Origin of the sequence: Sulfuracidifex tepidarius, assembly GCF_008326425.1 — an archaeon.
Taxonomy (GTDB): domain Archaea; phylum Thermoproteota; class Thermoprotei_A; order Sulfolobales; family Sulfolobaceae; genus Sulfuracidifex; species Sulfuracidifex tepidarius.
The window spans coordinates 1,443,749-1,463,874 of the sequence record NZ_AP018929.1; the positions used below are offsets into that span (position 1 = coordinate 1,443,749).

General features: G+C 40.4%; 16 protein-coding genes, 1 tRNA gene and 1 pseudogene. 9 read left to right on the forward strand and 9 right to left on the reverse strand.

Annotated elements, in window-relative coordinates; genetic code table 11:
* Positions 1–47: 47 nt before the first annotated feature.
* Genes IC007_RS07235 through IC007_RS07250 form a run of 4 tightly spaced genes read right to left on the reverse strand, consistent with a single transcriptional unit; the run spans position 48 to position 3,318 of the window.
* Positions 48–713, reverse strand: coding sequence for a DUF47 domain-containing protein (locus IC007_RS07235; RefSeq protein WP_054845039.1), 666 nt, complete (start codon positions 711–713; stop codon positions 48–50).
* A gap of 26 nt (positions 714–739) precedes the next feature.
* On the reverse strand, positions 740–1,867 hold the full coding sequence (locus IC007_RS07240) for a citrate synthase/methylcitrate synthase (RefSeq protein WP_232048871.1): 1,128 nt from the start codon (positions 1,865–1,867) through the stop codon (positions 740–742).
* Positions 1,845–2,969: a DUF763 domain-containing protein gene (locus IC007_RS07245; RefSeq protein WP_149528923.1), complete on the reverse strand. Its 1,125-nt coding sequence runs from the start codon at positions 2,967–2,969 to the stop codon at positions 1,845–1,847. The genes IC007_RS07240 and IC007_RS07245 overlap by 23 nt, the downstream gene beginning before the upstream one ends.
* A 40-nt stretch (positions 2,970–3,009) precedes the next feature.
* Positions 3,010–3,318 (reverse strand): hypothetical protein, encoded by a 309-nt coding sequence (locus IC007_RS07250; RefSeq protein ID WP_054845038.1) that lies wholly within the window; start codon positions 3,316–3,318, stop codon positions 3,010–3,012.
* A gap of 814 nt (positions 3,319–4,132) precedes the next feature.
* On the opposite strand from IC007_RS07250, the pseudogene IC007_RS14195 reads away from it, so the two are divergent.
* Positions 4,133–4,288, forward strand: a pseudogene (locus tag IC007_RS14195) (putative integrase); the annotation flags it as partial.
* 33 nt (positions 4,289–4,321) lie between these two features.
* Here the strand turns inward: IC007_RS14195 and IC007_RS07260 are convergent.
* Positions 4,322–4,396 (reverse strand) — tRNA-Thr (locus IC007_RS07260).
* 192 nt (positions 4,397–4,588) lie between these two features.
* Between IC007_RS07260 and IC007_RS07265 the strand changes: the two genes are divergently transcribed.
* Positions 4,589–4,804, forward strand: a complete 216-nt coding sequence (locus IC007_RS07265) for a hypothetical protein (RefSeq protein WP_149528561.1) — start codon at positions 4,589–4,591, stop codon at positions 4,802–4,804.
* Here the strand turns inward: IC007_RS07265 and IC007_RS07270 are convergent.
* Together IC007_RS07270 and IC007_RS07275 are read right to left on the reverse strand one after the other, a co-directional pair.
* Positions 4,792–5,718 carry a S1C family serine protease gene (locus tag IC007_RS07270; RefSeq protein WP_149528562.1) on the reverse strand — a complete coding sequence of 309 codons (927 nt, stop codon included), beginning with the start codon at positions 5,716–5,718 and terminating at the stop codon, positions 4,792–4,794. The two genes, IC007_RS07265 and IC007_RS07270, sit on opposite strands and share 13 nt — an antisense overlap.
* A 301-nt stretch (positions 5,719–6,019) precedes the next feature.
* Positions 6,020–7,441 (reverse strand): ABC transporter substrate-binding protein, encoded by a 1,422-nt coding sequence (locus IC007_RS07275; RefSeq protein ID WP_149528563.1) that lies wholly within the window; start codon positions 7,439–7,441, stop codon positions 6,020–6,022.
* A gap of 189 nt (positions 7,442–7,630) precedes the next feature.
* On the opposite strand from IC007_RS07275, the gene IC007_RS07280 reads away from it, so the two are divergent.
* The 5 genes from IC007_RS07280 (at position 7,631) to IC007_RS07300 (ending at position 15,431) form a co-directional block, all read left to right on the forward strand.
* A complete protein-coding gene (locus IC007_RS07280; RefSeq protein ID WP_054845198.1) occupies positions 7,631–8,581 on the forward strand; it encodes an ABC transporter ATP-binding protein in 951 nt (316 codons plus the stop codon).
* A gap of 5 nt (positions 8,582–8,586) precedes the next feature.
* Positions 8,587–10,236: an ABC transporter permease gene (locus IC007_RS07285; RefSeq protein WP_054845197.1), complete on the forward strand. Its 1,650-nt coding sequence runs from the start codon at positions 8,587–8,589 to the stop codon at positions 10,234–10,236.
* Between the two features lie 40 nt (positions 10,237–10,276).
* Positions 10,277–10,861, forward strand: a complete 585-nt coding sequence (locus IC007_RS07290) for a cyclase family protein (RefSeq protein ID WP_054845035.1) — start codon at positions 10,277–10,279, stop codon at positions 10,859–10,861.
* A 482-nt stretch (positions 10,862–11,343) separates the two neighbouring features.
* The gene (locus IC007_RS07295; protein WP_054845034.1) at positions 11,344–13,200 is read left to right on the forward strand and encodes an APC family permease; all 1,857 of its coding nucleotides are present in this window, start codon (positions 11,344–11,346) and stop codon (positions 13,198–13,200) included.
* 203 nt (positions 13,201–13,403) lie between these two features.
* Positions 13,404–15,431: a xanthine dehydrogenase family protein molybdopterin-binding subunit gene (locus tag IC007_RS07300; protein WP_054845033.1), complete on the forward strand. Its 2,028-nt coding sequence runs from the start codon at positions 13,404–13,406 to the stop codon at positions 15,429–15,431.
* Between the two features lie 95 nt (positions 15,432–15,526).
* Here the strand turns inward: IC007_RS07300 and IC007_RS07305 are convergent, their stop codons facing one another.
* Positions 15,527–16,804 (reverse strand): ArsB/NhaD family transporter, encoded by a 1,278-nt coding sequence (locus IC007_RS07305; RefSeq protein ID WP_054845032.1) that lies wholly within the window; start codon positions 16,802–16,804, stop codon positions 15,527–15,529.
* A 642-nt stretch (positions 16,805–17,446) separates the two neighbouring features.
* Positions 17,447–18,286, reverse strand: coding sequence for a DMT family transporter (locus IC007_RS07310; RefSeq protein WP_054845031.1), 840 nt, complete (start codon positions 18,284–18,286; stop codon positions 17,447–17,449).
* Positions 18,287–18,371: 85 nt separating this feature from the next.
* On the opposite strand from IC007_RS07310, the gene IC007_RS07315 reads away from it, so the two are divergent.
* Positions 18,372–19,385 carry a precorrin-8X methylmutase gene (locus tag IC007_RS07315; RefSeq protein WP_149528564.1) on the forward strand — a complete coding sequence of 338 codons (1,014 nt, stop codon included), beginning with the start codon at positions 18,372–18,374 and terminating at the stop codon, positions 19,383–19,385.
* Positions 19,375–20,124 carry a precorrin-3B C(17)-methyltransferase gene (locus tag IC007_RS07320; RefSeq protein WP_149528565.1) on the forward strand — a complete coding sequence of 250 codons (750 nt, stop codon included), beginning with the start codon at positions 19,375–19,377 and terminating at the stop codon, positions 20,122–20,124. Before IC007_RS07315 ends, IC007_RS07320 begins: the two co-directional genes overlap by 11 nt.
* Positions 20,125–20,126 lie beyond the last annotated feature (2 nt).

Genomic DNA, 20,126 nt, shown 5'->3' on the forward strand with positions numbered 1-20,126 from the left:
CTATTTAAATTCTTAAAACGTGTACTCATGACAATGGTAAGAAGAACTTATGCTTTCATCGTAGCGTAAAGTAGTTCCACACTCAGTGTAGCCTCTTCCATGTTATCCAGTATTTCATCTATAAAGAGAATTATATCCTTCATTTGAAGGATCGAAATTATATCTAGCTCTTTTTCCATATCGTAAAGCCTCTGAAGCAAGCTGTCCTTTATCTCGTCACCTTGCCTCTCCATTGCTTGTATCTCTTTCCCTACCTTTATAGCCTCCTCCATGTCTATCTGTATTGCAGAGATTAAGTCCGATGTCCTTCTAGAAGCCTCAACTACGAGGGAGAGATATGTAATTAGACCTTCTGAAAGAGAGACGATACACTTCTCATTAGGCGTCCTAGAGCTCATGGCTCTCGATGCGTCCTTAACTGCCTTTATTGTACTATATAGAGACTGAGTGAGCATTACAATGGTCTCCTTGAAATCTGGAAGAAAAGCTTCACCATATAGCGTTGATAAAATCTCCTCCCTGAGCATAGCTATCCTTTCATGGTATCCCTTTATCTTTATCACATCGGTCGCTATAGGGTCTTTATTGTCTCTTCTTATTGAAGAGAATTCGTCCTGTAAAGCGACCACTCCTTCAGTTATCATAGATGACATTTTCATCAAGTTAGAGTAGATCTGGCTCTCTTTATTACTTATAAACCTGAACTTAAGCATCTGAATATTTATAAATTTGGTTATATTTAAGATCTATCCTCTATCGGAACATAGGATTTCTCTATGTCGCCCACATAGATAGCTTTAGGCCTTATGAGCCTATTATCGTTCAGGTATTCCATCACCTGTGCAGTCCAACCTACTACCCTTGACGAGGCGAATACTGTGGGGAAAAACTCTGGTGAGAAACCTAGAGAGTAAAAGACAAGCCCAGAATAAAAGTCAACGTTAGGATATATCCCCTTCTGCCCGAGAGACCTCACAGCAATTTCCTCTATCTTTCTCGCTATTTCATACAGATTTCTATTCCCTTTAACAGAGGTTATCTTATCAGCGTAGGAACGTAAGATCAACGCTCTCGGATCGTAAGTCTTGTAAATCCTATGCCCGAATCCCATGAGCCTCTCCTTTCTAGACAACCTCTTGTAAACGTACTCTTCAACGTTATCAGGAGAGCCTATTTCAAGGAACATCTTCAATGCCTCAGAGTTCGCTGCACCGTGAAGGGGACCTTTAAGGGCTGAAATACCTCCTATTACTGAAGAATAAATATCGGAGAGAGTGGAAGCTATAACTAGACATGCGAAAGTAGACGCGTTCATTTCATGATCTGCGTGAAGTATCAGAACTACGTCCATGGTCTTCTCCTCTACCTCAGAAGGCTTCTGACCAGTCAACATGTAGAGGAAGTTAGACGCATGTGTTAAAGAGGAGTCAGGCTGTACTGGGCTCAGCCCTGCCCTGATTCTATGGAACGATGTGATAATGGTAGGTATCTTTGAAGTCAGCCTTATAGACTTTTCAAAGTTATCTGAATCACTCCTGTCAGCTGTACCCATCATGCTCACAGTAGTCCTCAATACATCCATGGGATTAGATGAAGGGTCTATCTTAGCCAAATACTCTAATATCTGGCCTGGGACTTCACGTTGCTCTGCCATCGTTTTCTTGAAGGTCTCTAACTCCCTAATGTTCGGAAGTTTATTCTTCCACAGAAGAAACGAAACTTCCTCAAAAGAGGACAGCTCTGCCAGGTCAAAGATGGAGTAACCCCTGTAAAATAACCTTCCCATCTTACCATCAATGTACGTTATTGAGGTCTCCTTTACCGCTATGTCCTCTAGTCCCTTCCTAAGTACGTCCAATACTCTCACGTAATCTCTTGAAGGCAGCATTTTTATCTTTTTTATCTAATCTGGCTCTGTCCACCATGTTCTCTAGGGTTCGAATTACCTCAAGTGCAGCTCTTCTATTAACGGGATAAGGTACTCCATCCTTACCACCTATTGCAAAAGCATACTTGAAAGGATCGTAAGGGGTATTAACTACGTCCGAATATGATGGAGGTTCGTTGTAGATCAAGTCAGAAACCAGGAAAAGCGCTCTAGCAGTTGAGGGACCTAAACCGCTAAGCATAGCGTTGTCGAAAGAGTCGGGATTTGATTCGTAAACCCTAGATATTACCTGACCTATTCTCGTCACGTCTATGGGCTTCATGTAGATTAACTTGGCTTTAGGAGAGATAACGTACTGTGTACCTCCGTTTAACCAGAAAGTTATATCGGTATTCCCCCGCAAGATGGATATCGCTCTCTCGATCTCAGACAAGGTTTTCCTGGGGTTCTGCCTTAACAAGTCTAGGACTGTCTCTCTAGCGCCTTTAGTCTCTGGAGTAATGACATTAAAGGACAAATTATTGGGCAATCCAGCAATTTCATGAGAAGTTAAAGTAGAAACGCGGTCTGACCAGTGATAACGTCGGGCAAATTTCGTTTCGATGTTCATCCCTTGTTGGATTATACCCCATTTCCCTTCTCTAGATACTATCAAGCTCTGATGGTAAAGTTGATGTCCATCTTGTATGGCGGTAGTATCTACCTTAGACGCTAATTTAGCGTTCCTGACTAATGAAACCTTATCCAAGTCGTAGTCTAAACGCTCGATCTCCTCTGGTATCTTGAGAGAGTTCTTCCCCTTTCCTCCCAATATTGCTACTCCTTCCTCGGGAGGAATTGCTTCCTTTAGAATACCCAAGGTTACGGTAGTAGATCCTGAGGAATCCCAGTCCATACCTATTAAGTTGTTTAATCCCTGAAACCAGAGAGGGTTTGATAACCTTTCTACTACCTTGGCAGGGCCCCATTCGTCTATCATGATCCTGATCACAGCCGCAGACATCCTTTTCATTATAGGAATCAAGTAAGGAGGAACGTGTCCTTCATGTAATGGAAGGTCTGCTATTCCGTCAATTTCCATGTGGAGAGCCTTGTTGTCTCTTTTCATCCCTTTCTAAGCTTTAACCTTCCTTCCTTTCCCTATCCTTCTCGCTCCTCATTATGATGTCATCTGTCAAATCGTCTATGAGCGAATTTATCTTCTGCACGAAAGAAGGATTTAGTCTTTTCTCTGTAGTCCTCTTTAATACATTAGAGAGGGTCTGTAGAGCAATGTAACAAGCAATCGTGTCATCGTCGCTTTTCCCCGTATCCTGTATGTATTTGTCCATATATTCAGTGAAATATCCCATTATCATGTCCATTAATTTGCTATCATCGTTATCTTTACCATCCTCCTTTAGACCCTTACCGTCTGTCCCTTCTGTCATGTTTCTAAGATAGAGCTTACTATATTTTAAAAGTAGAGGAAATCAGTGTTATTTCATCAAATTATTTCACATGAAAGATATAATATTCCCTCTTTCAGGAGGAGTGATATAGAGAAAAAGTAATAAGAAGATCTTGAAACGTGGCGTGTTTTAACAGTTTGAGATAAACATATAGAGAACATCTACAAGAGGAAAAAAGGAATCTGAATTTTGTCATTAGGTGAAGGAGACATGCGTAGAGTCCCTACACGTCGGTGTCACTATTTTTATGACTCTACTAAAACAAGTCGACTTCTTCTACACCATCTCTATATTTGGTTCATTCACGTCTCCTTTGCAAATTCAGTTTATTTATTGAATAGAGTGAATTTAATTGAACGCTCTCGTATAGACTGGGTAAGAACTCACGCTTGACAATTCTCTTTATTTGATCTATTTTTAGCATAATTACAATTCACAATGGAAATCTGAATCGCCCCTATATTTCCCCCTTCCTTAGAAATTGCATCATTTCTAGTAAAATTAGTGAGATATCACTGATTGTCGGAAGCAGAAGTTTGTTTTGACCATTCCTGTTTCTCGTCTTCCTAGTCTTGCTATTCGCTTTCTATTATTTCGAATGCTTTTGACGTTAATAATTGGATTTATTTAACGTCTTCGCGTGAGACCTTGATACCACGTGATTTATTGAATTTGTCTTAAAGCTGAGGATTCTTTGCCTTCTCGTTTCAGCTATGAGCTTTTTGACGGAAAAATTTGACATGTTACCAACTCTTATAAACGTTTTTTAGCAATCATAATACTAGGCGTGAAAATGACGAGAGATAAGACGCGGTATAAATATGGCGACATAATTTTACGTGAGAGAAAAGGTCGGTATTACGTTTACAAGCTAGAGTATGAGGAAGGTAACGCAAGGGAACATTACGTAGGACCTTTAGCCGACGTGGTGAAATCATACGAAGAATTAAAGAGGAGTGGGGGCGTGGGGGTATCCCCCACAAGCCGCGGCCGGGATTTGGACCCGGGACCTCTGCCTTACCAGGGCAGCGCTCTAGCCAGGCTGAGCTACCACGGCAAGTAGATTTTAGACTAATTAATATAAAATATTAACTCTCCCATGTGACTAACTCTTCAGATTTCTGTTCTCCTAACGAAAGAGAACGTTTAACCTAAACTTGCTGATTAGAACGTGTTGTCATTTTAAACAAAAGATTGTAAACCGTCTATGAGTTGAAGTTTAAATTATATCGATTTGATTCATGAATTAATGGTCAAATATTGTCCAATTTGTGGTCATCCAAATTGCGATTCTAACGAAGTCTGTATGAGTTGCGGTTTCAACTTCAAAGCCTCACCTTTCATAAAGGGGACTCATGAGAAGACACAGAAGGAAAGGCCTGATAAATTCACACCGAAGGATTTCATAGCTATCTTAATTGTAATAATATCTATCATATTGTTGTTCCTTTTTTACGATATATGATCAAGCCTTCTTCCCTCTATTTCCAGTTTCGCAGAATATTTCTTCTTCTCTCTTAGAACTACTAGATTTAGAACTCCTGGAGATACTCTTTCTGACACGTTCCATAAATCGAGAGTACTTCGAAGAGGCACTCCATTGGCTGAAAGAATAACGTCACCTACAAGAAGTCCTGCTCTCTGTGCTGGACTGTCATTCAAAATGCTCTGTATCATGAGACCATAATCAACGTCGAGAGAAAGGTATTTCCCTATGACTCTATTTATTACTCTAATTTTATCTATTCCAGTGAAAGGAGCTAAGTACATTCCGTTTTTATATACGTTAAACAGAAAGCTCTGAAGCGACCTAGCGGGAACTAGGAAATTGATGTTCTCAGACTTATCGAGATGACTTTGGGCTACCCCTACCACTTGCCCGTTCATATTGACTACCGGACCTCCACTATTCCCTGGGTTTACAGCAGCGTCCGTCTGATAGACGTACATGTTGTAACCAAAGGGAGACCTTATCTCTCTGTTTACCGAACTTATAATGCCGAACGATACGGTTAGGTCTCCCAAGTCGAAGAGGAAAGGGCTCCCTAGAACTATGACGAAATCTCCTATTCTCACGTTTTCTGAAACCTTCAGCGGAGGAATTTCAACATCAGCCTCGATGAGGGCTAAGTCGTTTATTGGGTTCACATGAATCACTCTTCCCTTCTTTGAAATAGTGTCCTTTGTTAGGATCTGTACTTCTTTCGTGCCTTCCACTACGTGAAGATTAGTTATTATTCGACCCTTCGAAACGCAGAAACCCGATCCTCCCTGAATTACCCTACCCTGTACATAGTCATTGATGGAGAACGGTCTCGAAATAATGGTAACCACAGACTGCGAAACGGTTTCTATTAAATCGTTGAGGCTTTTCATCATGTGAGTTCAATTAACTCATTTAAAAATTGTATCTCTATCGAATAACGTTAAGCAAAGAAACTCACCGCTAAGAAGCTCACGAGGTAGAGCTATAATACTTTTCGAAATTCAGACAGTCATAATTTTAGAGTTTTTAGAATAATAGAAAAATAGCTTGTTATATTGAATTTATCAACTTGAAGAAATTATTAGCGAATTTCTTATTGATTTATCATTTTACAGCAGTAAGAAAAATATATTACTCAGAAAAATAATATTCTATCTAAGAAAATAAAACGGATTACCTCTAGGAGAGAACCTTTCAGGAATAGTAGGATTGCAAGCTTGCTATCCACTCGTTTGCAGCTTCTTGAAGCACACTAGACGGCGAGACAGAAGTTGACGTTAGATAATTGAAAACTTGATCGTTGAAATCAGGAATGAGAGATGAATACGTAACAGGGATGTTAGGTGGATTTGCGAAGGCATTGCTCGAAGCTTTATAAACCTCCTTCAGCCATTCTAGCTGTTGCGTGTTTAGAGATGTATTAGACATCAGCTGCATGAAGGCCTCTCTTGAAACGGGGAACTTACCGAACTTTATGAAAGCTTCTTCCTGAACCTTTGGTGAAACTAAGAACTCCAGGAACTCTAAGGCTATCTTCTGCTCTGATGCGGGCAAGTATTTGTTTATGCCTAAAAAGTCGGTTCCAGTCTCTGCATACCCTCCTGGGAGAGGAGCAAGGTAAGTTTCTGATGACACGTTAGACGAAATGGAGCTTAGCTGCGTTATGAATAGAAATGCACCAGGAGCTTCACCAGAGGAATATATAGTTGGCAGGTTTCCGTATTGAATTTGTTCAGACGATGGAGAGACCTCATATGATACTAAGGTCTTATATGTCTCTAGTGCCTGAACTCCTTCACTAGAATTAAATGAAGGTAATGGATAGTTCAGCCCTGGAAGAGTATAACCCTCAAACATTATGTTGAAGCCTGGTATTCCTGAGTAATTGCCATGATTTAAGCTATAGGCATCTCTGTAATAATAACCAAATATTGCAGGATATGCGTCTATTATACCATGATTCTCATGATCATCTATGAGGAAACCGTATTTAGTAATTCCCTTCGATGTAAGGAAATTGTCTACGTCTTCCACCACTGTCCAATTCTTCCATGTAGTTGGCGAGAAATTCATATGATATTGAGAGGAAAACTCACTAGCTAGAGTCGAATTATCAAAAATTTTAATGTTATAAGCTGTGAGATATATTGCAGTCTCATAAGCTATCCCAATAGTCTCATAGGAATGAGATGACACGTTATAGATTATCCCTCCGAAGTCCTCTTGAGGAGAGATTATATCTGACATGTTGAAGTCTGAGGAATTTAGAGGCAACAGATACTTCGATATATCCTGTGCAGAGGTCGACGTGTAACCTAAAATTGCGTATTGCGTACTATGTCCCGCTAAAGACGTTTCCTCATCGGAAATGTATTCTGAGAAAGGCTCTTGTATGACATTTATTTTCACGCCAGGATGAGATGACACAAATTGATTTGCTGCATACTGAATGAAATCTGCCGATTGTCCGCTGAATGTGATCACGTTAAGTGTAGTCTCTTTTGAAGATTTGTGAAGGGCAAGATATCCTCCAACAGCTGCTATTATAACTATAATAACTAAAATTAAAATAACTAGATTTCTGCTTAATGCTCTCCACGTTTTATTTAAATGCATAATAGCTTCTTACGTTAGTGCTTAAAAAAATGTAGGTTGGAATTAATATAGCTCTATTTAGAAATAAGCGTTCTCAAACTTATTTCCAATACAACTAAACCATTAACATGCTACACTAACATGCGAGTTTTTTAAACCTTCAAATGTAAATGAACCCAATGAGGGAAGACAAGGGCAGAGGTGACAAGGATGAGCCTTGAGGTCAGAGAAGTTAATAAGGTTTACAATAGGAAGCTAATTCTTGATCGAATCAATCTTCAAATAGAGAAGGGAGAATTCTTTGTTGTTCTTGGACCTTCAGGTTCAGGTAAAACAACGTTATTGAGAATAATAGCGGGGCTGGAGAAGCCAGATAACGGGAAAATACTGATAGACAACACTGACGTAACAAACCTTCCCGCGGGTAAGAGAAACATAGGAATGGTGTTTCAAAACTATGCATTATATCCTAGTAAGAGGATATGGGATAACTTGTTTCTTCCCTTAGAGTCTTCAGGAATGGGAAAGGAAGAGGCTACAAAGAGAATTGAGTTCATATCTAAAAGGCTCGGTATAGATGGTTTACTTCAAAGGTTCCCTGGGGAACTTTCAGGCGGACAGCAGCAGAGAGTTGCATTAGCTAGAGCATTAGTTAAAACCCCTAGGTTGTTCCTCATGGACGAACCCCTTTCTAACCTTGACGCTCCACAAAGGGTATCTGCAAGGAAGCTAATTAAGGAGATTCAGGAGGAGTACTCTATCACGTCAATCTACGTAACTCATGATCAAACTGAAGCCATGGCCTTAGGAGATAGAATATGTATAATAGATGAAGGGAAGATACTCCAGATAGGTACCCCAGAGGAAATATATGATGACCCAGCTGATGAAAAAGTGGCAAGTTTCATAGGGAATCCTCCGATGAGCTTGCTCGATGGATCTATTATAGGGGAGAAAGGAAATATAGGCGTAAGGGCCGAGGACGTGATACTTGAAGAAGGGGATATGAAAGGAAAGGTCATAAATTCAGAGTTCCTTGGGGATAGGTATCTCGTTCACATTAGCTTAGGTTCGGAAGAACTGATGGCGTTCAGCAAAGTTAGGCTCAGAGAAGGAGTGGAAGTCAGTTTCAGGATATCCAAGTTCAAACAGTTTAGGTGAATACCTTGAGGTACTCTATCCCTTATATAATTTATATAGCAATATTTGCAATATTTCCTTTTGTTTTTACATTTATTTTTGCTGGATTACATTTTTCTTTGAAGTCCATAGGAATTATACCTATTACAGAAATAGTGAAGAATACATTCATTTTCTCGGTTTTCACGGCAGTCTTTGCTACCGTGGTAGGATACTTCCTAGCAATAGTTGCTGATATGCTAACTAGGAGATGGGCCCGCCTTTTCTCACTCTTTGTCATACTACCTTTCACTATCCCTTTTACCGCGTCTGCGCTTATATGGTCCATAAGCCTTTATGGAGGAGGATATGGCTGGTTTACATACCTTCTTCACATAGCATATGACCCTCTGTATTTTCCATCCACAGCTATCTACGGGGTCACTTTAGTAAGCATTTGGACTTCAATTCCTTTCGCTTTCCTAATTATTTTCTCAGCTTTCAAATCTATACCTCAAGAGGTAGTTGAAAGTTCCCAGGTAGATGGACTTAAACTATCTGAGTATTATTTCAGTGTGGCTAACCCGCTTATTGGAAAGGCATTCTGGACTGCATTTATATTGAACTTCGTTCTATCCCTTGGCAACTTTGATTTACCTTATGTGATGACTGGAGGAGGACCTGGTTACGCATCTACTACCTTACCCTTGATAGTTTATGAAGAGTTCTTCATTTTAGATAACGTCCCTGCAGGAGCTTTCTTTGCTGCTATCCTTTCTATAATTGCTACGATTCCATCCATAGGATTACTTTACGCTATAAAGGAAAAACGCAGCCCAATGCCGTCTCTCAGAATCAGATTAAATGACGAGATGTTCAAAATAATTCTTGGTGCTTTCTCTGCTGTAGTCTTGTTCTTTTTGGACATGCCAATCTACTGGATGATTATAGTTTCTATTAGGTCTCCTATAGAGGATTTCATATCGCCTCCAGATTTCTTTCCTACTAAAATTGATATGTCCTTCCTAGTGGACGCTGCTAGGGATTCCATACCTTATATGATAAGTAGCATAGTGGTAAGTCTGGCAGTTGCATTGATAACGATCTTCATATCATCAGCTGCGTCATTTGAAATAACAAAAAGTAAAAGGTTATCATTTTTATTACCTCTATCAATTTATTTCTATTCTCTTCCATCAGCATCATATATAATTCCAGTATACCTTATGATAAGTTTTCTAGGACTCTTAAATACATGGTGGGGGCTTATTTTAGCTAGTCCAGTTTTCACTGCGACGTATAGCGTATGGCTCATGTATAATTTCTTCTCAGTTATGCCAAAATCCTACGAAGAGGCTGCAGACGTCTTTGGAATAAAGAATAAATTTTTTAGAATAATCCTCCCGCTTAGCAGACCCGTTCTCATATCGTCGTTCCTTTTATCCTTCATCTTTTCATGGCATTTACTCTTCTACCCGTTGGTATTGACGTATACTCCTTATTGCATGAACTTCCCACCGCAGGGGTCAGAGACGGTGACTATTTTCGCTCTCAATGCCATTGGGGATTTGACGATAAACTGGGGAGAGTTGGCGTCATCAGCATTAATCTCATCTATTCCAGTTTTAATTGTAGCTTGGTACGCAATAGACAGGGTTATAAAAGGGGCGTACAAGGGAGGTCTCAAATTCGTGTAAATGAGAAGTGTTTTTAATACATTTTCAGATATACTCTCACATGGTTGAAAGGAAAATCATTGATCTGAGCTTACAGATAGAGGAAGGAATGCCCTTCTATCCAGGGGATCCTGAACCTCATGTGAGGAAGTTCATAGATTACAAGGATAAAGGTTACATGGTACATGAACTTAATATAGGTACTCATACTGGTACTCACGTTGATGTACCTGCTCATTTTATACCCGGAGGAAAGACCTTAGAGAAAATAGGTATTGAGCAATTTATCGGAGAGGGACAGGCTTTCAACTACAACGAAGTAGATCCATCAACTGAGATCGTTATAATATATACTGGAACTAATAAACAATGGAAAAAAGGCTGGAAAATGGATAATATAAAAGTCATCGATGAAGAACTTGCAATGAAGCTCGTGAGATCCAAAGTGAAACTCGTAGGAATAGATTCGCCAAGTATAGGATCGTCGGAAGTCCACAGAATATTACTTTCAAATAACACTGTAATTGTAGAGAACTTATCTGATACGACCTCGTTACTAGTGGGGAAGAAGTTCACATTCTACGCCGTCCCGATCCTAGTGTCTGGCGTAGATGGGGCTCAAGCAAGAGCTTTCGCAGTCTTATAGCCAGGAAAAAGAGCTTATGTATCTACATTTTCCCATTTAGATCCATTAAATCTAATCGAAAATTTAAAAGTTCTACTAAGAATTAGTTTATTCTAGAAATTTCAGACGTAACTTATATAAAAACGAGTTCTTTTTTTAAAAAAAACTATTATCTTTCAATAACCTTTATCTAATACACATGCTACAAGGCTACATTTATCGCCTACACATTCATAAAGCCCATATCCGGTTCTGCACGTCATCGTTTTCATTATGGTGAAATACTTGTTCTTCTTCATGTTCTCATACTATAATGATTTTCTTAGCTAAAAATCTTTATTAAAGAAAACTTTACATTAACTTTTAAAGGCTTATACAAGGGTACCTGACCTAACATCGTCTGGTGATAGTACTTCTATTCAGTTTAGGATCTAAATGAAAAGTAACATACCAATCATATCTATATAAACAAATTTATAAATAATTAAATATCTCTATACTGTATGAACAGTGGAGAGACAAGTACAAATTATGACAAACAATTAAAGAAGTCTTTAAGCAGACTTCAAATGTTATATCTTTCCCTGGGAGGAATCATAGGATCAGGGTGGCTCTTTGGATCTCTATACGCAGATTCGGTAGCTGGTCCCGCCTCCGTCCTTTCATGGATAATTGGGGGGATCCTTGTCCTCTTTATAGGACTTACCTACGCTGAGATAGCATCTGCAATACCTAGGTCTGGAGGTACTGTTAGATATCCTCACTATTCTCACGGTGGTTTCGTGGGATTCTTCATGGCTTGGTCTTACTTACTTGCAATATCAGCAGAGCCTGCTATAGAGGCAACCGCAGTAGTAACGTATATGAGCCTTTTTCTTCCTTCACTAGTCAACCATGGATATCTGACCTTGGAAGGGCTAGGGTTAGCTTATCTTTTGCTTGCAATATTCTTCCTCATCAATTACATGGGCGTTAACGCACTAGGAAAGGTGAGCCATGGTGCAGGGTGGTGGAAGCTGATAGTACCAGCTATAACTGTGTTATTGATAATTGCGTTCAGCTTCCATCCAAGTAATTTCACTGTTACTAATTTCGCCCCTTACGGTGCTTCCTCTGTCCTGATAGCTATTCCAACTACTGGAGTAATCTTTGCATACTTAGGTTTCAGGCAGGCAATAGAGTACGGAGGAGAAGGAAAGAATCCCCAGAAGGACATACCTTTTGCAGTGGTGGGCTCCATACTTATTTCAGTAGTACTTTACACCTTGCTCCAAGTAGCATTCACAGGCGGGATAAATTGGTCTACAGTGAAATACGTCAATTCTAAGGGAGTTCCCACTTTCACTTTAGCACCGGGGAATTGGAGCGGGTTAGTACATTCGACTTTGGTGAGCGGACCTTTCTATCTCGAAATAACCAATTCGCCCGTAGTAGGACTACTCTTAACTTTGTTCACTATATGGTCTGCAATACTAATTATCGATGCTATAATATCTCCTAGCGGGAGCGCGTGGATTTATGTGGGTAGCGGAGCTAGAACGGTTTATGGTTTCGCAGCTTCAGGGTACTTCCCCCCAATCTTGATGAGGTTAGGCAAAAACAAGGTACCAGTACTTTCGTTGATAGTATCAATCATCCTGGGAGGTGTCTTCTTACTTCCGTTCCCTGCATGGCAGATCCTAGTGAGCATAATATCTTCAGCTTCAGTCTTCACATACATCATGGGAGGTATTGCTTTAGAGTCGTTAAGGAGGAACGCTCCTTGTTTAGATAGACCTTTCAGACTCAAGAACTCCAGAATATTAGCACCATTAGCTACAATCTCAGCAGGTCTGATAATATACTGGGCTGGGTTCAGTACTCTTTTCTATGTCTTCACTGCAGCGATGTTAGGCCTACCGATTTTTTACGTTTACTATGCTCACAAGTCGCTGAAACTTAGGAAGAGCACGTCGATGTTACTGTCATTGCTCGATATAGTTGGAATACCTGCACTATCATGGTATTTATTCGTGTCTACTAATTCCTTAACAACCCCTAATAATCTTGCATTTGTAACATATATCCTAGGAATAGCGTTACTCCTTTTAGTAAATGTTACACTATCAGTAAAGCATTCTAAGAATTCATACAGAAGGAGGGAGATGCTAGCAGGAGTCTGGTTACCAGCTTATCTGGTATCGATGTATATACTATCCTATTTTGGAAGCTTCGGTCTCTTCAAGGTAATAACTTTCCCTACAGACGTGATAGCAGCTGCATTGTTAACTTTGGGAGCTCACTACGCAGCTGTAACGTCGTCAATGAGAACCAGAGCAATAGACGAAATAATAGAGGCGTCCAATGTAGAAGACGCATAAGAATTTTTTATAAATAAAAACTTTTTCATTAAATTTTTAACTCTATTCAGGTATTGAGATATTGGATTATCATCTCAAAGAAGAGATCTTATCTCTCTCAGGCTGCTAAGTTGAATAAATTTCTGATATGACGTCCCTGTAAAGCTAGGCGTAATTGATAGATTTAAAGACACTTTTAAACATACGGTTCAAAGAGACTGATAATGAAGAGGTCTGATGTTTTACCACTTTTAAAAGGAAAAGGAGGCTACTTGGACGACATACCGTTCTCTGGGTATTATGCTACGTTCGTAAGGAGTCCTTACGCGCATGCGAAGATTAAGCGAATTGACTACAGTGAAGTAAACAGAAGGGGAGGCCTGATAATCACGGGAAAGGACGTTATGAACGTGGTTAACACTTCGGGAGAAGAGGGTAGTTCGACTTCTACTCCTCCCATCGCAACTGATAAGACAAGGTTCTACGGTGAGCCCGTTGCTTTAGTACTGGGCAAAGACCCTTACGATGCAGAAGATTTAGCTGAGCTCGTGAACGTTGACTATGAGCCTCTAGAGCCAGTGATGAGTGTAGAACAAGCTCTTAAAGACGAAGTTCTAGTTTTTGAAGAGAAGGGAACTAATTGCGTGTTTAGCAGAGAAATTAAGTACGGTGAAATCCCTTCTGATGAGGAAATAGAACTGGAACTTTACTGGAGCAGATCTTCAGGGAACCCTATAGAGACATTTGCCACAATTGTTCTCCCCGGAGATCCATTAACGATCTTCACCAACATGCAGGCTGCAGCTGTGCAGTCATCTTTCCTCTCACCCCTTGGAAGAATAAAGATAAACCCTGTAAGGCAGGGAGGAAGTTTCGGATCCAAGTTCGCAGTCCTTAAATACGTAATGGCTCTAGGGGTCGCTTCGAAAAAGTTTAACGTCCCTGTAAAGTGGATTGAGACAAGAAGTGAGCATCTTGCAGGCTCTAACTCGTCTGGACCAGAGAGAACTTTCAAGGTTAAGGCGTACTTCAAGAGGGACGGAAAGGTAACCGGACTTCACTTCAAAGTATGGGAAGATATAGGAGCTTCACTATACAACGGACAAGCATTTAAACCTCAGGGAATACTCGCTGGGCCTTACAAAGTGAAGAATATAATTTATGACGTATCGTTAATAGCGACCAACAAGAACCCTGCAGGTTATTTCCGTGGGGCAGGAACTCCACCTCATACTTGGACGTTGGAAAGAGTGATGGACTCAATAGCAGACGAACTTAACATGGACAGGAAAGAGATCAGGAAAATTAACTTGATTGACTCTTTCCCTTACGAGGCACCTTACTCTACTTATGACTCAGGAAATCCTTTACAACTCTTGAAGCTCGCAATGAGTAGAGAGGAATGGAAGCTCAGGGAAAAGGGATACGGTGTTGGTTTGGCGTGTTCGACAGACCCAAGTACACCTAACGGAAGCGAAGAAGTATCTATAAGGACTGGGAAAGGGAAGGTTGTGGTATCGATAGGATATGGACCTGAGGGCCAGGGCAATGAACATGCGGCTAGACTTCTCGTATCATCTCTACTTCATGTGAACCCAGACGAAGTAGAAGTCGAAGTTGATGGTTCTCTGAACAGCTTCGGACCTGGGGGAAGTAGAATGGCCGTCTTCTTATCAGGAGCAATAAAAGGCGCTGTTGAAAATCTTATCTCTATTATAGAAAATAAAACAGGAGGTAAATTAGTAGATGGGAAAGTGAATACGAAAGAAGGGAAAATAGGTTTGAGCTCGGTGGAAGCGGAAGCTAGATACACTTTTTCCCTCCAAAGCAAGAATAGATATAACGCATATCCTTTCGCGTGCGACGTTGCTGTAGTGAAGGTAGTCGATGAAAAGGTAATCCCTGTCAAGATGATAGTCTTTATTGACCCTGGGACTCCTCTAGATGAGGATCTTGTAAAGGAACAAATTATGGGAGGGACAGCTATAGGTATTTCTGTGTCATTATACGAGAGGTACGTTTACTCAAGGGACGGACAGCTCCTGACTGGGACTATAGGTGAATACGGTATGCCTTCATCTCCCGATATTCCTCCGATAGAGGTCAATGTTATACCTTCTCCGTCTCCGTTTACCCCTATAGGTGCAAAGGGAATAGGTGAGATCCCGGTAGGTGTCGCTGCGGCTGCTATGACGAGCGCAGTAGAGGACGCTCTGAAGAGAAAGATTACCAGAGTTCCATGGAACTCTTGATTTTTCTTAGCATAGATATAAAAAGCCAAAGTAACTGACTTTTATTCTAACATAAAAGGCTTTACTTAGGCTCTTATATAATTTAAAATTGAAGTTCATAAGAAATAGAAGATTACCCAGAGGGATAGGAGGGTCAATATCAAAACTATCGGCGTTGTAATCAAACCTAAATACATGTAAGTCTTTAGCGATATTTTCACTCCATGTCTTCTTTCGAGAGAATATAGCCACAGAAGAGTAGCTAAAGATCCTATGGGAGTGAACTTCGGTCCTATATCGTTACTTACCACGTTTATCAAGGCTGGCAGTAGATAAGATGAGAATGTGTAATGTATTGCGAGTGAGTTAAGCATAACTGATGGTAAGTTATTCATTATAGCTGCAGTTCCGGCGAAAAGGAGTCCTTCAGCTATCACGTTTAATGGTGAAGGTAAAGAGAAAATGCTGTTATCCACGCTAGCCAAGAATTGAGTAACGCCTTGCTTTCCCATACCGAAGACAACTATATACATCCCTAAGGAGAAAAGGACAATTTGCCAAGGAGCTTCCCTTAATATCTTCCCTATATCTATGTCCCTAAGCTCGGCTAAATATCCTAGAATAGAGGCAGCTGGGATAGCTATTAACGCTACTGGTACGTTCATAAAAGATGTGAGGAAATAAGCTAAGACTACAATAGCCATAAAAGGAATTGCCAGATTCACTAGAAGTCTGTCTTTAACCTGAGGGACGAATTTAGGTATCGTTTGTTCTCCATTCACTTTCCTTAATAGAAGGAAATAATACAATAATAAAGAAACCAAAACTGAAATTAAATACGGAAATATCATGTATTCTACGTAATCGAGGAAAGAGATTCCGAAGTAAGTCGCATCAATTATATTTACCAAATTACTTATAATAAATGGGAGGCTAGCAGTATCTGCCATGAAACCTATTCCCATCATAAATATTACCTTTGCATGGTCCTCTAGCTTTACCCTTGACATCAGAGAGATGGCTATAGGTGTCATGACCAGTGCTGCACCGTCATTGGCGAAAAATGCCGACACTATAGCGTCCAAGAGTAAAATGGCCACGAAGGCTTTGAGAACGTTATTCCCTATTTTATCTATGATGCGAAACGCAATATAGTCAAAGAAACCCGCTTCATCAAAAATCAATGTAATTATAATTATTGCAATAAAGGTAAGTGTCGCGTTCCATACTATATCAAAAACTTGGATCACGTCACTTACGGTGGAAATGCCCAGTATCAAAGTAAGAGTACCACCAAGCAATGCAGAATAACCTATCGGAATTCCCCTAGGCTTCAAATTTACAAGTAAAAGAGTAATAATGAAGATCAGAATCGAGAGTACTAGCTTGAGCACTGGAGATCGATCTCTGGAAAGCTTATAACTCTATCTAGAATATATCTTCAAATATCTATATACATCAATGCTTACATCTATCAAGGATAATTGATTGAAGATATTACGTCTTACTTATGGACAATAATTGCCCTCAATTTTATCCTAAGGGGGTTCAAAGGGGGCGGAAGACCCCATCCGCAATGGTGGGGATGGATAGACCCATTTATAGTATAAGGATAAATACTACAAGTATCACTTATATTTCAATGATAGTCACAGACGGGGCAAGCGTCACCAGACGCCTTGGTTAAAGCGAGGGTCTGTGTGATACGTCTCTGTTCCAATCAGTAGTACTCTGGACACGTGAGATGTTCGCAAGATCAGGGTAGGAACGACCCGCAGGGCCTGTGGAGTTCCGCCCTCTACCCTTCGTGGGCAAGGTGGGGGCGTGAATCAGGAAGCCCCGCCGTAAGGACGGGGTAGTTCACATTTCTTGCTCTAAACTTGCTATAACATTAGATTAGAAGCAAACCAAATACTAAAATAAATACGAATTCAAACTAACTAACTAATGATAGGAATACTCCATCTTAGAAGAACATAAGACCAGGAATATTATAATAAAATTGTCTATTAAATGATAAATCAATGCGATAGTAGCTAACTTTTACCAGTTCTGCTCTCGCTTAAGGTTATGTAAACGCCTACCAGTGTGATTACAGATCCTATCACTTCTAATTCTGTAGGCAAGTCCCCTAGCACTATAAACGACATGAAGTATGATGTTATAGGAACTAATAGAGAAGCCGAAGATGCTCTTATTCCTCCCATTTCCTTCACCATACTGAACCATGTAATGTAACCCGCTACCTGCGCTAGAACCGAAAGCGAAATTAATAATGAAATTGATAAAGGATTTACAATAAAATAGAAATCTAACGAAAGAAATGGAATTAATATAGGAATCGAAATCAGAGACATGAAGGCGTTCAGTTCTAAAATATTGGAGTTTCTTATTCTTCTGGAGAAAATAACTGTTCCTAGGGCCCAAGTTAAGCCTCCAAGCAAAGACACCATAATACCTAAGCTGAAGCTTGAGGAGGATACTGAAACTATTATTCCAGTGAAACCTATTATAACACCTATTATTGACCTTAAGCTCAAATTTGTGCCTAATATTTTTTCTATTACAATAACAAATATAGGCTGAGTATAAATCATGACCGCTGCTATTCCTGGATTAGGAGATAATGCGGTCCCAAAGTTCAGCAACAACATAAATAGTGCAACGTTAAATATGCCTACTATTAGCTCATCCTTTCCTTTCGCAATCCTACCCTTAGTCAAGGCCAAAAAGAAGAAAGAGGAAACCACTACACGAAATATTGATATCACTACAGGGGACGCATAACCGGAGGTTATCTTTATGAGCGGATAAGATAAACCCCAAACTAACGCTAGAAGTATAGCTAACCTCAATCCTCTTGATGATACTGCCATTGGTGAATCGTTTCATGATAGCTAAAATCGTTGCCTACAAATTTCCATTCATGAACCCTTTTTAACCCCGTTAATCATTAACCATATGGATAGCTTATCCATCAGTAACACAGCCGTTATATTAATTGGCCATGGTTCTAGAAGAAACACCTATAACCAGGATATAGAAAGGATAGTTAAGTCTCTAGGATATGAGTTAAAGATACCGGTTTACCTCTCTTATAATGAGTTCAATTCCCCCAACTGGAGGGATTTGCTTCCAAAGCTCATAGAGAAAGGAGTTGAGAACTTCGTGTTCGGTCTGGTTTTTCTAGGAAGGGGAAATCACGTTTACCATGATATAATGGGAGAGATCGGTGCATCAAGAATAGGAGAATGGGAAAAAGTGAAATATAATGGGAAAGAAATAGGAGTATTTTTCACGGAGACCTTAGGTAGATCTCCGCTAGTTAAAATGGCTCTCAAATATCGCTTGAGCAGAGCAATGAACTTTCTACCGGGAATAGAAGACATATTGATGGACCCTGAGGGTATCGAGGACGGCTCTATGAAAAAAATACTAGAACAAATAGATGCTAAGAACGAGATGGAGAAAAGGGTAATAGCCAAGGCCGTATTTGCTGCTGGAAACTTAGAAGTGGCCAAGTACATGCACGTTAGCGAAGATGCGATAGACTCCGGAATAGAGGCACTTTCTTCAGGGGTACCGATACTGACTGACGTCAAGATGGTAAGTGCCGGAATAAGGTGGAAAGACGTTAGGTGCTTCATAGATCATCCTGAAGTAGTTGAGTTAGCCAAGAAAAAAGGAAAGACTAGGGCTTCAGAGGCAATGAGGTTCGGATTCAGGGAGACGAGCGTGGTAGTTGTAGGTAACGCTCCCACAGCGTTAGCAGAGGTGCTACAAATGGCCAGAGAGGGGTTTGACATACCTCTAGTTGTGGCAACACCTCCGGGGTTCACAAACGCGGTGGAAGTAAAAGAGAAGCTTGTTAGATCAGGTATACCTTCAATTGTCCTGAGGGGGACTATGGGAGGAAGCGGGATTGCAGCATCGATAATTAACGAAGTTGTGAGGTTGACAAGGAATGGCCAATAATGGTGCAATCTTCGTGGTCGGGCTCGGACCAGGGAGCAAGGAGTACAGGACTATCAGGGCACAACAAGTTCTTGAAGAGGCAGATATCATAGTAGGTTATAACACTTATCTTAAAATGATAAAGGACGTAACTGATGGAAAAGAAGTAATTGGAGCTAAGATGAAAGAGGAAGTGTTTAGGGCAAAGGTGACAATCGAGAAGGCATTGGAGGGCAAGAAGGTGGCGCTTGTATCAAGCGGTGATCCTCAAGTTTACGGCATGGCGAGCCTCCTCCTCGACATGATGATCAGACATGGTTACGATATACCCGTGGAGGTCGTGCCTGGAGTTACTGCAGCTTTAGCAGTGTCCTCGAGGTTAGGTAGTCCTCTTTCCTTGGACTATGCTTCTATAAGCTTAAGCGACCTCTTGATACCAAGGGAAGAAATACTTCTCAGAGTGAGGAAGGCAGCTGAGGGGGACTTCACTATTGTACTTTACAATCCCATAAGCAAACCTTTGCTTGAGGCTTCAATGGAGATCATAAGGGAAGTGAAAAAGGTTCCAATACCTGTTGGGATAGTAGATCACGCTTTCAGGGACAACGAGAAGGTTATAATTACCGATCTCGACAGCTGGAAGAAGTACGAACAGTTAATAGGGATGGTAACTACGTTAGTCATCGGGAATTCAAAGACTTACGTAGCTGGAAATAAGATGATAACTCCTAGAGGATATGAAAGGAAATACAGCTACTAGGT

Coding starts and splice junctions, on each gene's coding strand:
- IC007_RS07250 (WP_054845038.1), bottom strand. CDS start 3,318: ATGACAGAAGGGACAGACGGTAAGGGTCTAAAGGAGGATGGTAAAGAT.
- IC007_RS07265 (WP_149528561.1), top strand. CDS start 4,589: ATGGTCAAATATTGTCCAATTTGTGGTCATCCAAATTGCGATTCTAAC.
- IC007_RS07320 (WP_149528565.1), top strand. CDS start 19,375: ATGGCCAATAATGGTGCAATCTTCGTGGTCGGGCTCGGACCAGGGAGC.
- IC007_RS07310 (WP_054845031.1), bottom strand. CDS start 18,286: ATGGCAGTATCATCAAGAGGATTGAGGTTAGCTATACTTCTAGCGTTA.
- IC007_RS07275 (WP_149528563.1), bottom strand. CDS start 7,441: ATGCATTTAAATAAAACGTGGAGAGCATTAAGCAGAAATCTAGTTATT.
- IC007_RS07245 (WP_149528923.1), bottom strand. CDS start 2,969: ATGGAAATTGACGGAATAGCAGACCTTCCATTACATGAAGGACACGTT.
- IC007_RS07295 (WP_054845034.1), top strand. CDS start 11,344: ATGAACAGTGGAGAGACAAGTACAAATTATGACAAACAATTAAAGAAG.
- IC007_RS07280 (WP_054845198.1), top strand. CDS start 7,631: ATGAGCCTTGAGGTCAGAGAAGTTAATAAGGTTTACAATAGGAAGCTA.
- IC007_RS07235 (WP_054845039.1), bottom strand. CDS start 713: ATGCTTAAGTTCAGGTTTATAAGTAATAAAGAGAGCCAGATCTACTCT.
- IC007_RS07300 (WP_054845033.1), top strand. CDS start 13,404: ATGAAGAGGTCTGATGTTTTACCACTTTTAAAAGGAAAAGGAGGCTAC.
- IC007_RS07270 (WP_149528562.1), bottom strand. CDS start 5,718: ATGATGAAAAGCCTCAACGATTTAATAGAAACCGTTTCGCAGTCTGTG.
- IC007_RS07290 (WP_054845035.1), top strand. CDS start 10,277: ATGGTTGAAAGGAAAATCATTGATCTGAGCTTACAGATAGAGGAAGGA.
- IC007_RS07315 (WP_149528564.1), top strand. CDS start 18,372: ATGGATAGCTTATCCATCAGTAACACAGCCGTTATATTAATTGGCCAT.